This window comes from Moorena sp. SIO3I6 (assembly GCF_010672095.1).
In genome coordinates this window covers 73,827-85,985 of sequence record NZ_JAAHHU010000013.1, presented here as the reverse complement: position 1 = coordinate 85,985, position 12,159 = coordinate 73,827, and the positions used below count along the sequence as shown (strand labels likewise).

At 43.6% G+C, this 12,159-nt stretch carries 12 protein-coding genes and 1 pseudogene; 5 read left to right on the top strand and 8 right to left on the bottom strand.

Annotated elements, in window-relative coordinates:
- Window positions 1–166: 166 nt before the first annotated feature.
- Both F6K49_RS07575 and F6K49_RS07570 read right to left on the bottom strand, forming a co-directional pair.
- Window positions 167–319, bottom strand: a complete 153-nt coding sequence (locus F6K49_RS07575) for a hypothetical protein (protein ID WP_293018999.1) — start codon at window positions 317–319, stop codon at window positions 167–169.
- Window positions 320–506: 187 nt separating this feature from the next.
- Window positions 507–938, bottom strand: coding sequence for a VOC family protein (locus tag F6K49_RS07570; protein WP_293018997.1), 432 nt, complete (start codon window positions 936–938; stop codon window positions 507–509).
- A 596-nt stretch (window positions 939–1,534) separates the two neighbouring features.
- On the opposite strand from F6K49_RS07570, the gene F6K49_RS07565 reads away from it, so the two are divergent.
- On the top strand, window positions 1,535–2,299 hold the full coding sequence (locus F6K49_RS07565; RefSeq protein ID WP_293095515.1) for a TIGR00297 family protein: 765 nt from the start codon (window positions 1,535–1,537) through the stop codon (window positions 2,297–2,299).
- Window positions 2,300–2,496: 197 nt separating this feature from the next.
- Here F6K49_RS07565 and hetR read toward each other — a convergent pair whose 3' ends face one another.
- The 3 genes from hetR to F6K49_RS07550 form a co-directional block, all read right to left on the bottom strand.
- Window positions 2,497–3,396: a heterocyst differentiation master regulator HetR gene (gene hetR / locus F6K49_RS07560; protein WP_287247612.1), complete on the bottom strand. Its 900-nt coding sequence runs from the start codon at window positions 3,394–3,396 to the stop codon at window positions 2,497–2,499.
- 294 nt (window positions 3,397–3,690) lie between these two features.
- Window positions 3,691–3,936 (bottom strand): hypothetical protein, encoded by a 246-nt coding sequence (locus F6K49_RS07555; RefSeq protein WP_293018990.1) that lies wholly within the window; start codon window positions 3,934–3,936, stop codon window positions 3,691–3,693.
- A gap of 575 nt (window positions 3,937–4,511) precedes the next feature.
- Window positions 4,512–5,375: a PhnD/SsuA/transferrin family substrate-binding protein gene (locus tag F6K49_RS07550; protein WP_293018988.1), complete on the bottom strand. Its 864-nt coding sequence runs from the start codon at window positions 5,373–5,375 to the stop codon at window positions 4,512–4,514.
- Window positions 5,376–5,435: 60 nt separating this feature from the next.
- Between F6K49_RS07550 and F6K49_RS07545 the strand changes: the two genes are divergently transcribed.
- The 3 genes and pseudogenes from F6K49_RS07545 (at window position 5,436) to F6K49_RS53230 (ending at window position 6,338) form a co-directional block, all read left to right on the top strand.
- Window positions 5,436–5,654, top strand: coding sequence for a hypothetical protein (locus F6K49_RS07545; RefSeq protein ID WP_293095513.1), 219 nt, complete (start codon window positions 5,436–5,438; stop codon window positions 5,652–5,654).
- Window positions 5,655–5,690: 36 nt separating this feature from the next.
- A pseudogene (locus F6K49_RS07540) lies at window positions 5,691–6,038 on the top strand (DUF3365 domain-containing protein); the annotation flags it as partial.
- Window positions 6,039–6,044: 6 nt separating this feature from the next.
- Window positions 6,045–6,338: a HAMP domain-containing protein gene (locus tag F6K49_RS53230; RefSeq protein ID WP_366514142.1), complete on the top strand. Its 294-nt coding sequence runs from the start codon at window positions 6,045–6,047 to the stop codon at window positions 6,336–6,338.
- A 318-nt stretch (window positions 6,339–6,656) separates the two neighbouring features.
- On the opposite strand, the gene F6K49_RS07530 is transcribed toward F6K49_RS53230, so the two are convergent.
- From F6K49_RS07530 to F6K49_RS07520, 3 genes are all read right to left on the bottom strand, one after another.
- Window positions 6,657–7,928: a serine/threonine-protein kinase gene (locus F6K49_RS07530; protein ID WP_293018984.1), complete on the bottom strand. Its 1,272-nt coding sequence runs from the start codon at window positions 7,926–7,928 to the stop codon at window positions 6,657–6,659.
- A gap of 154 nt (window positions 7,929–8,082) precedes the next feature.
- Window positions 8,083–8,391, bottom strand: coding sequence for a hypothetical protein (locus F6K49_RS07525; RefSeq protein ID WP_293018983.1), 309 nt, complete (start codon window positions 8,389–8,391; stop codon window positions 8,083–8,085).
- Window positions 8,392–8,638: 247 nt separating this feature from the next.
- A complete protein-coding gene (locus tag F6K49_RS07520) occupies window positions 8,639–10,246 on the bottom strand; it encodes an adenylate/guanylate cyclase domain-containing protein (protein WP_293018982.1) in 1,608 nt (535 codons plus the stop codon).
- A gap of 490 nt (window positions 10,247–10,736) precedes the next feature.
- Here F6K49_RS07520 and F6K49_RS07515 point away from each other — a divergent pair, with 490 nt between their 5' ends.
- Complete coding sequence (locus F6K49_RS07515) at window positions 10,737–12,104, top strand: NAD-dependent succinate-semialdehyde dehydrogenase (protein ID WP_293018981.1); 1,368 nt, start codon at window positions 10,737–10,739, stop codon at window positions 12,102–12,104.
- Window positions 12,105–12,159 lie beyond the last annotated feature (55 nt).

Genomic DNA, 12,159 nt, shown 5'->3' with positions numbered 1-12,159 from the left:
TTGGCAAAAGGCTTTTCCTATACAAACTGAGCGAGAACGTGGGACGTCAAGTTTTTTGATCACACTAATCATATCAAGTTACTTTTGTCAAGTTTTTTGTAAAGAAATATGTTTATAAAGCATAGGCTGTTTTGGGGGGCTAGTTGTGATTCTCAATCAGCTCAAGTTATGACCCTGGGTCATTATCGGTAATTTCAAGGGTGACAGGAGTAAGTTCAGTATCTTCGGGATAGTTGGTTTCGTCATCTGTGGCTGTAACAGTGTGAGTGATGGTGCCGGGGTGAACACCTTCAGGAGTGCCATCATCTATAACCCGCACCGTCACAGATCCAAAGCACAGTTTATGCCTGTGGAAGTTATAGGGACTTGGTATCAGTAGTTCCAGTGAGCTTAGCAGAAAAAACCCCTTACTGAGTAAGGGGTTTTTTCTACTTTTATCAACCTTCCTGTTAATCAACCCTTCTTGGGTTTTTTCCCTGTTTTAGAATTGCTGAAAAGGATTTGGATTAAACGCGATCGCCAATTTCTGCCAACTCACGTCCACCAAAAATTGCTGAACCATCAGAGTAGAACTTAAACTCCATTAAGTTATAAAATGGATCTTGGAGGAAAAAGGTGCGATGCTCTGTAAGTTGACCGGGAAAGCGAGTCTTGGGTTGCTCGTAGAAGGGTAATTCTTTTTGTTGAGTACGGGAAAGTAAGGCTTCCCAATCAGCCAGGGATGTAAAAACTAACCCGAAATGTCGAGGATAAATACCCCGCTGAGGTGTCAGGGGTTCTTTGGTTAGGTGAGCCACGAGTTGATGACCGTATAAATTCAGAATCACCGCATGGCGAGATTCTCTACCGATTTCGCAGCCAAGTCCATCACCGTAGTAAACTTTAGTTTGCTCAATGTCGGTAACGGGAAATGCGAGATGAAATAGCACTGGTTTCATAAGTTTTGGTTTGAAGGGAAAACTGTTGAAGGTTTTGACAGTTGAACGCGCACGCGTGGCCTTTTGGCCAAGCTTTTAAAGTTTGAAGGTTGAACGCGCACGCGTGGCCTTTTGGCCAAGGTTTTGAAGGTTGAACGCGCACGCGTGGCCTTTTGGCCAAGGTTTTGAAGGTTGAATGTTTAAGGTTGTTCTTGCCCAGGGATCTCTTGTAGGGTAGGTTGAACGCGCACGCGTGGCCTTTTGGCCAAGGTTTTGAAGAAATTCAACTTTATTCAAGAATCTGAACTAATCTGGTATCCGGTTCCTTCAGTAGTGTGCTTTGTTGTTGGTTTTTTGGATAATGGGGAATAGGCAATGAGTAGTGGGGTAATGGCTCAGAAGCAATCACAATTACCAATTACCAATTACTAATTACCACTTCTAGCAATTCTCATACTGATGAGGTACACATGATTTTTTAGCATTCTCCCCATACCCTCGCCCGATAACCCTACTCCCTACTCCCTACTCCCTAAAACCCAGGAATTTGTACCTCACCCAATTGATAACTGCTAGAGCAATTATCAATTACCAATTACCAATATAACTATTTTGCTATGCTTGATGATATTCTTTCTTTAAATCCTTGGCTAGTTGCTGTTGGAGTGAACACAGTTTTCCTAGCCATGGTATGGATTGCTCCCAAAAAGTTACTCACTGCTGCTGGGATTGTCCACGCTTGGATATTAGGCGTACTGATTTGGGGTACTCTGAGCTGGCCAGGTTACACAGTAGTCGGATTTTACTTTTTGGTAGGGTCTGGTGTCACCCGCATTGGTATGGCGCAAAAGGAAGCGGCAGGAATTGCGGAAAAGCGTTCCGGTGCTAGGGGACCAGAGAATGTTTGGGGTTCAGCACTTACTGGAGCGATTTGTGCTTTGGGTACCCTAGTGGTGGATGCTCCTTACCAGCAGTTATTGTTACTGGGCTATGTCGCTAGTTTTGCTACTAAGTTGTCCGATACCACTGCCAGTGAGGTGGGTAAGGCTTACGGCAAACGGACTTTCCTGATTACTACCTTACAGCCAGTAGCCCGGGGAACAGAAGGAGCTGTAAGTCTTGAGGGAACCCTAGCTGGAGTAATTGCATCAGCTGCGATCGCATTTGTGGGTTGGGGCGTTGGTTTGGTTAACTTGACAGGAGTATTTTTCTGTGTTATTTCTGCCTTCATCGCCACCAATCTGGAGAGTGTAATTGGTGCGACACTACAATCTAAATTAGAATGGCTGACCAATGAAGTCGTGAATATTATTAATACGATGATTGGTGCGATCGCTGTTGTGCTGTTAGCTCTAGCATGGCACTGGATCAGCCAGGTATGAAGCATGAAGCATGAAGCATGAAGCATGAAGTATGAAGTGTTAATTGCGAAGCATGAAGTGTTAATCGTGAAGTATTAAGGATGAAGGATGAAAACATACAACTTGCTAAGCAACTAATCAATCTAATAAATTGAGATAGCGTTAGACTTCCGACTTCCGAGTTCCCACTTTATACTTCATACTTCATACTTCATACTTTATTCAGATTTTGGTCCAAAGACCATCTGTAGAACCATTGGTTCACCATCATCCCGGTGATACCTATCTGCCCACTGGCGGATAATTTCATCTAACTCTTCCATGGCCTGATTGATTTTCTCTGGCGGGATATCTAGTTCCTCCAACCCTCGCATGACTTGCGGCTGACGCTCTGCCCAGTTTCTCATTAACCGGAAGTATCGCGCTGTTTCGTCAATCATGGTGTAGGTGCGGGCTTTGTCATCTACTGGCGAGTAATATGCATTGGTTAGAGCGTAGTAGGGTAAGCCACCGGTGTGATCGATTCTGGTGACAGTTCCTGAATAGGTTAAGCGACGCTTGATGTGTTCAGCTAGAGCTTCACTCAATGGTAGACGTCGCTCTGGTGGTAAGTCTTCTTGAGATCTCCGGTGGAGAAATTCTATTAATTCAAAGAATTGTAAGGAATTAATGATCTGGGCATCCGGCAGGTGATCTGGCAGCTTGATCTCAAGATTGCGCTTTTCTTCCAGGTCAAGGCTGGTGCCATTGATACGAGATTGCCCTGGTTGCCAGGGATAGTGTTCCATCCAGACATAGGGAAACTGAATCAGATAGCGAGGTTCCTGAGACCCCAGCATCTTGAGCAGTTTCCCTTCTGTTAACGCTTGTCGAACTTCCTCAACAATGACCTTTACCCGCTTTGGCTCAATGTGATGCAAATGCCCAGTCATGCGGATATTGCCATCTTGCTCCAGATAGGTCATGTAAATGGCACATTTGGCAGCGGTTGCTGCTGCATCTAAAAACGCCCCATGTCGGTGTCCACTCGTCCGCAGGGCGCTGAAAGCCAGGTATAGCATGATCTGATCCATTGCACTGGGGCTTAGGGTTTTGATCAGATCGGATTGGTTGATCATCTTAGGGGCAATCACATCTACTTCCGTTGGTTATCAAGCTTATTTAGTTTCATTTTTCCACACTAGAACTAACTCACTGTCATCGAAGAAAGCGAGCTGAGGTTGCTTGGCAGAAAATTGACGAATTAAGAGGCACCCTAATCATGTCTTTTCCAATATATTATATAAAATAAGTCAACTACAAGTACACTATATTGAATTAGCACTTTCCCACTGTAGCCCGCTACTCGTACCCAACAGTGGGATTGAAATGCAGCCAGATATGCCATCAAACTGAATCCAGTCAGTTGACTCTCACACAAGAGACAGACGTCCGCTACCACGATGGGCGATCAGGGTAGTTGGAATTACTGGTGATGAGACAAATTTGTGGTTTTCTTTTCTTCCATAAGAAAAAATTTGTCCTGTTTGCTCTACTAAACTGGGACAATCATTACTATAGTTTAGTGGTGCATTTGAGCCATGGGCAATCATCGGTAAATTAACCCCAAACCAGATGGTTAAAACAGTAATTAAAGCAATAGGAGTGTAAATTCGCATAACCGATATCCGTATCAATGTTCCTCTAATTACTGATACATCTTGCTCGGTAATGGTTCAGGAAAAAATATAAACTATAAGCGAACTTTAAAAAAAGACCGATATTTTAAATTTATAGTTAAATTATTTATTTAAAAAAAATATAGTTGAATAAATTATGTCAAGCTAGCGAATCTAAGGCGGGGGCGCGGGTATTGTGGGGCGGGGGCGCGGGTATTGTGGTAATTATGGAGATTTTATTAGAATTTTTGCCTAATTGCATGCATTGAGATGCACCCAATGTAATCCTTATCATATAAAGATTATTCTAATCTTAATAAGTTATTTATTTACCGCCATGAATCTTATTGAGCGAATTCTGATGGCAATTACCTTTACTAAAAATAAAGATAGGTAATACTGCTGATTATATTAAATAACTGCAAACTTGCTAAGTATGCAAAGGCGATTACCTAGCAACTATTCACATTGCCAACCGCTTATGTAGCAATCCTAAATTATTTGTTAAAAATCCCCAATGGTAATATAATCGATTCTCTTCCGCTACTGCCGGTTTATCCCCTTGTTTGGAAGTTTTACAACTCAAATGGAAGGCTGTATAAAGGGAATGGTTTTTCTTGAATCCGTTCGGCAATCGGTCTAACCTTCTGAACCACCTCAATTAAGTAATCATAATCAGGTGCTTTAGCATTGGGGATGTATCCTGCTGATGCTGCCATGCTGCTGGAGGCAGATTCTAGTGCCTTGTGGATCTCCTGTTGTAGATTTCTCTCGACTGTTGGTCCGATCAGGATAGAACCGCTGGGAATTTTATGAGAATCTATATATAAAATCCGGAACCTGGTTTGACTATAGTCTAGGCGGTAGCGTTCCAACTCTTCTAAAGACAACGCTCCAGCGACTACCTCCTCAGAGGCAATCCACTCTAAGACTTGTTTTGGTGTGGGGGCAAAACGCACTTCCGCTAGGGTCAGACCGTAGAGATTGTAGATTGGCAGATAATATCCTGTGGCAGAACCGGGTTGACCTAAAGCAATGACTTTGCCCGCTAGTTCAGTCAAGTGTTGGATCGGGCTTTCGAGTTCTACTACGATGACTGAGCGCGACTTTTTGACTCCTTGGAGAGGTAGCACTGGTATGTACTGTGCCTCAGCAATGGCGATGGCTGCTAAACCAGGAGGAGCAAACACGATAGACAACTTGCTCTGCTTAATCAAAGTTAGTGCTCTGCGCTCGTTGTACATCGGTTCTAATTCTATAATCATCTTAAGTCGAGCACCAAGATATTCGATTAGCTTTGAGTATCGCTCTATGAAGCGATAGCTTTCCCCGTAACTTACGATCCCAATACTTAATTTCCCTAGCCTAGGGGTATCCGGTGAGTTACAAGCTGTAAAAATCAATATAAGATTCAACAAGAATAGACGGCGGTAAAACATAATTAATTACCTTAAGAACTAAAACAGCTGTGGCACTAATGATACTATGGGAGATGGCTAATGTTAAAAAAACTTAATTTAGGAATCAAGGTAAACTTACTATTGCTATCCATTTTTATAGGACTTGTACTGACTGGTGGGTTGGTTTTGTCTCAACTTTTAGAAGGCTATGCCGAAAAACTCGTAACTGACCAAGCCCTAATTCTGATCGAAACCATGGGTTCGGTGCGGGAGTATACCAATAATCAAGTGAATCCAGAATTAGCTGATCGATTATAAAATGAAGACAGATTTTTACCCCAAACAGTACCTGCTTATTCAGCTCGTGAAGTTTTTGAAAATTTACGTAAACGTGAGCAATATCGTGATTTTTTCTATAAAGAAGCGACCCTTAATCCAACTAACCTCAGAGATAAAGCTGATAGTTTCGAGACTGAAATCGTGGAGAGTTTTCGACAGCAGCCATATCTAACAGAAAAAACCGGTTTTCGCTCTCTTCCTAGTGGAAAAATTTTTTATGTTGCCCGTCCTCTCGCCGTTTCTGAAAAAAGCTGTTTACGATGCCACAGTACTCCTGAAGCCGCCCCTGCTAGCCAAATTGCTACCTACGGTGATCAGCATGGTTTTGGTTGGAAGCTCGATGAAATTGTTGGGGCAAAAATTGTATCAGTGCCAGGGTTTAAAATCTTTAATTCTGCTAAGCAGTTACAGGTATTGGTGATTGGGATTATTACTGGTTTTTTCCTGGTAGCCATCTTGCTGATTAATCGTTTCCTCAAGGTATCGGTGACCAAACCTCTTAAGCAGATGGCTCAATTAGCTAAGGAAGTGAGTACTGGCAATATGGCTGGAGAATTTGACCATGATTCAGATGATGAAATTGGTATACTCGCCAAATCTCTGAATCGGATGAAAGTTAGTTTAGAAATGGCGATGAATATGCTGAATTCAGAAACTAATTAGTAATCCCAAATTACTAAATGCTTGCTAAGCTGATGGCTGAATGATTACTAAGTATTACTTATATAGCACTACCCATTGAGATTAGGACATTGTCTTGATGCAATAGCGAGTGGTTTGAATTTACCGTAAGATAGGGTCGCCTTATTAAAAAATATTTAACCCTTTTCTGCATAACCTGCTAACTATAAAGGCTCCACTATCTAAGGTTTTGTCTCCGGGGAAACCCCCAAGACCGCGCTGCATCGCTCCTAAACTCCGAAACGTGAGTCTAGCTGACTTCTGACTTCTGACTTCTGACTTCTGACGCTAAGCGTAGCGCTATAACTGACCCGATGACATTAAACGCCGTTGAAAGTCTTGGGCATATTTTTGATTGGGAATTTGTTGAGATAAAGCTTTTACAAATTCTTGGGCGGAAGAGTTAGGATGCTGGACAAGAGTACGCTGGCAGACAATGGTAGCCATCGGGCCAATTAACTCAGCGAGTTCCTGTTGGCAAAGAGCTACAAAATTGGGGTCTAGTAAATTACTATTCCGATTAGGGGCAGAAGAAATTGGCAGTGGTGTAGGACTAACCCAGGGTTGAGTTGTACTGGCTGGCCGTCTTGGGGAAGAACCATTACTGATTCTTGACTTATGGCTTTTTGTTTCTTTGGAGGCTTGGCTAGTTTTGGTATGGAAAGGTATCTTGGTGGGATACAACGCATTGTTAATATCTACTAACTGCTGATAAATTTCTTCAGCAGTTTGGGGACGCTGATTGGGTAAACGAGCCATCAGATAGTCGAGGAAATCTGCCAGTTGTGGCAAAATATTCAGAACACTGTCGTGCCAGCTTAACTCATCATTATAGGATTCATAAAATTTACTCGGGTCTTGACCAGTGAGTAGATAAACAAAGGTGCGCCCCAAAGCAAAAAAGTCTGATTGGGGGACTGCCTGACCGTTAAGCTGCTCTAGTGGTGTATACCCTGCGGAAACTACCCCTGTTACCATACCAGTGGCTTTTTTGGTCACAAAGGTACCTGTAATTTCCCGGGCAGTGCCAAAGTCAATTAACACCAGTTGTCCATCTGTCCTGAGCATAATGTTAGAGGGCTTGATATCCCGATGGAAAAAGTTATGACTGTGTACTGCCTGTAAGATGGCAGCTAGCTGGATCAGCCACCGAATGGCAATTTTCTGGTCAATGGGAGCACCCCGCTTTTGGATGTATTGCTTTAGATTCAATCCTTGAATCTTTTCCATCACCAGACAATGAACTGGCTCGTCCCTGTCTCTGGGGTGGACTGTGAAGTAGGCATCAGGTTCTACTTTGGGAATGCCACTATTCTCTAGTCGGGCGAGAACTTCGGCTTCTCTTTGGAATAGTTCAATATACTTGGGACTATTCTTAATTAGAACTTTCAGGACTCTAGGGTTGCCTTGAGGATCAACAATTTCATAGGTTTTGCCAAAACCGCCACTTCCCAGTTGACTGATCACTCGATAGCGCCCTTCCAGCAACAACTCAGAATTACAACTCTGACAGAATAGTTTACTGTCAGGGTTGCGGGGATTTGAGCAGTTGGGATTAATGCACAGACTCATCTGAATTAGCTGGTACAGGACTTAGGCATCGAATCAGTAGAGTTCTAGCAACAGTCAATTTTGGCTAGGTATCTATATTTACTTATCGGCTGAGCCGTGCCAATTTATGCACCAACCATGACACAACAAGTTATACACATGATATTTTAAAGGGCTATTTGGATTTTGGGTTTCCAACTTGACCAGATGGTGGTTTGGTGGTTTGGTTGAAGGTGGTTTGGTTGAAGGTGGTTTGGTTGAAGGTGGTTTGGTTGAAGGTGGTTTGGTTGAAGGTTGAAGGTGGTTTGGTTGAAGGTTGAAGGTGGTTTGGTTGAAGGTTGAAGGTTGTTTGGTTGAAGGTTGAAGGTTGAAGGTTGAACGCGCACCCGTGGCCTTTTGGCCAAGGTGGTTTGGTTGCAGGTTGAACGCGCACCCGTGGCCTTTTGGCCAAGGTTGAAGGTTGTTTGGTTGAAGGTTTAATCACCTGTAACCTCTAACCTCTAACCTCTAACCTCTAAGCTGTAACCTCTAACCTGATCACCTGTAACCTGTAACCTGTAACCTGTAACCTCTAACCTTCAACCTGTAACCTGTAACCTCTAACCTGTAACCTTCAACCTGTAACCTCTAACCTTCAACCTTCAACATTCAACCTTCAACATTCAACCTTGGCCAAAAGGCCACGCTACGCGAACAACATTCAACCTTTAACTTTTATAGCTTCCCTGGAATTAAGTATCCCACCCTAGGCGGTACAGTTGGAGGGGCTGGTCTTTACCTTTAACCTTAACCGGGGACATTTTTTCCAACGGTAGAGTTTTATCCCTCAGCTTGTCGAAGGTGCTTTGGGAAATTAGAATCTCTCCCTCCTGAGCAGCACTACAGATGCGGCTAGTAACATTGGTAGTGTCACCGATAGTAGCGTATTGAATCAGCTTCTGTGAACCGATATTACCTGCTGCGACTTTGCCAGTATTGAGTCCAATGTGGATTTCAATCTCTAAATTGCGCCGCTGGAACCAATCCTGATTTAGGTGAATAACTGCTCGTTGCATTGCGATCGCAGCTTGAACGGCTCGGTCAGCATCGTCCGGTTGGCAATAGGGGGCTCCCCACACAGCCAGTAAGGCATCGCCAATATATTTTTCTAAAGTGCCTTCGTATTTAAACACAATATCCTCTACCATCACCTGGAAGTACTCATTGAGCATCTCAATCACTTGGCGTGGCTTCATCCGAGAGGACATTTGGGTAAATTTACTGATGTCGGCAAACAGAGCGGTTACTTCGGTATCTATAATTTCCAAGTGGCCTTCTTCCTTGAGCTTTTTACTCACAGCTTCTGGAAAGAAAAGCTCAAATTTACTCCGCATTACTGCTTCTTCCTGCATCTTCTGGTAAAGTTGAGCATTGTCAATTGCGATCGCAGCTTGGTTAGCCAGAGCCGTCAAAAACTCCAAGTCTTCTTGAGAGTAAATATTGGCTCTAGAGAGATTGTCCGCATACAATACCCCAATCACTTCCTCTCTCGGTTTTAGGGGTACGCACATGGAGGCATGGATTTCTTGCTGGAGCACTGACTGGGAATTGCTGAATCGTTGGTCAATGGCAGCATCAGCAATTAAAACCCCATCCCCCTTCTGGTGTACGAAATTGGTGATTCGTTTGCTATAAAATCGCTCATGGGTGGGTATGCCTGTTCGGGAGTTGACAGCTTTTTCCTCTAGCATTCCCGTGTCTTGATTAACCATGAGGATGATTGCCCGGTCTACATTCATAATCTCGAACAGCAGGTCAAGAATTTTTCTCAACAAGTGATCAGGCTCATCGGGAGAGGAAAGTTGCTTACTCACCTCCAATAAGATTTTTAACTTGTCTACTGAGCGTTGACCTGTATCTTGCTCTCGCAGCTTCAGGGCTGAGCCTTTATAAGTTAAACTGTCATGGTGCAGTAATTCCTGAATTTCGACACGGGTTTGTTCTGGGGATAACCTGCTGACAATCGAAAAGTTGGAATCATTATCCTTCAAGATATTTGGGGTGATTCTGCCATCATCACTCACAAATTCAAAGATTACACTGCCCAGACGTATTAAGTCTCCGTCTTTGAGCTCACACTGGTCAATTTTGGCGTCATTAACAAACGTGTGATTTAGGCTACCTAAGTCTTTTAGGATAACCCGATCATTCGTGAGTGTGACCTGAGCATGATGACGGGAAAGACTTTTATGAATTACGGTAATACTATTATTTATTTCCCGTCCTATGGTATTGGCTCCACTGCTCAATTTATAACTTTCTTGGTTATTCGGCTCTGATTTAGCAATTAAATACGGCACAATCTAGCTCTCGTCATTAGTTTCTATATCAGAGTATAATCTAAATTATAAAACTACTAATTTAAGGTTCTAGGATCTAGGTTTAATGGCTAAGGGTATTATGATAAGCCTATGAAGCGCGCCTTTTTTAGCAAGGAGGTAATCAAATGCCCCTGTTTTAACTAATACCTAATACCTGACACCATTACCCTAAGCTGTAATCCCTAACCCCTAAGCTGTAATCCCTAACCCCTAAGCTCTAATCCCTAATCCATAGAATTGGGTTGATAACTGTTTTAAAAACTGGTGAGATAAATTTTGTGGTAGTAGGATAAAACTTGAGATTAGGTGAACACTTGCTTGACTGGTAGTTTACCTCGGCAATGGGTTGAGGCTTTTTAAAAGTATATCAAACTATTAAGCCATTTTGGCAAAAATAAGTCATAGTGTAAATACTTAGTTATAATCAAAGAATTGGAAGTACTATCCCCATTGGGGGGAGGAGGAAGCCATGGGGATCGCTACAGTTAACCCAGCAACCGGGGAAACCATCAAAACCTTTGAGCCAGAGAGTCCGTCGTCCATTGCGACCAAGCTAGCAATTGCCCAAGAGGCGTTTGAGCAATACTGCCAAACATCAATGGAGCAAAGAGCAGAGTGGCTAAACGCAGCGGCGGAGATTGTAGAGCGGGATCGAGTCAAATTCGGCGAGCTGATGACCACGGAGATGGGAAAACCCCTCAAAAGTGCGATCGCAGAAGCGCAAAAATGTGCTTTGGTTTGTCGGTACTACGCTGAACACGCAGCTGAATTCCTCGCAGATGTCCCAGCCTCTACCGATGCCACCCAAAGCTTTGTGCGCTACCAACCTCTAGGAGTAATTCTAGCAGTCATGCCCTGGAATTTTCCATTTTGGCAAGTCTTCCGTTTTGCTGCTCCAGCATTGATGGCGGGAAATGTGGGGTTGCTCAAACATGCCTCTAATGTGCCTCAATGCGCCTTAGCCATTGAGCAAATCTTTGCTGAAGCAGGATTTCCGGAAGGGGTGTTTCAGACCTTACTGATTGGTGCTGACCAAGTAGAGCCAGTAATTCAGGATCCACGGGTCAAAGCTGCCACCCTAACTGGTAGTGAGCTAGCAGGAGCTGCTTTAGCGGCTGCGGCTGGGACACAAATCAAGAAAACTGTCCTGGAACTAGGGGGAAGTGACCCGTTTATTGTCCTAGAAAGTGCCGATTTAGAAGCAGCAGCTACTACGGGTGTGACTGCTAGGATGCTCAATAACGGTCAATCGTGTATTGCAGCGAAACGGTTTATTGTGGTGGACGCAGTAGCCGATGAATTTCAGCAACGTCTACTGCACAAATTCCAAGCCCTGAAAGTGGGAGATCCCATGGCGGAAGATACCGATATTGGTCCGTTGGCAACCCCTGGTATTCTTAGAGACTTAGACCAACAGGTACAAGCCTGCATTGAACAAGGGGCAAAGGTTCTTATCGGTGGCCATCCTTTAAGCGATCGCGCTGGTAACTTCTACCCCCCCACAATTCTAACTGACTTCCCACCAGGCACTCCAGCTGATAACGAAGAATTTTTTGGCCCTGTTGCCCTATTGTTTAGAGTTCCGGATATTGATGCTGCTATTAAGCTTGCCAATTCCACAGTATTTGGATTAGGAGCCAGTGCCTGGACAACCAATGAGGAGCAAATCCCCAGGCTGATTGATGAACTTGAAGCTGGAGCAGTTTTTATCAATGGCTTAGTCAAATCCGACCCCCGTTTACCCTTCGGTGGGATCAAACGTTCTGGGTATGGGCGAGAACTAAGCATTCAAGGGATACATGAGTTCGTAAACATCAAAACTGTTTGGGTGAAGTAAAAATTCTAGGTATTAGGCTAAAACCATTAGTAAGCATATGCGCTATGCGCACGCT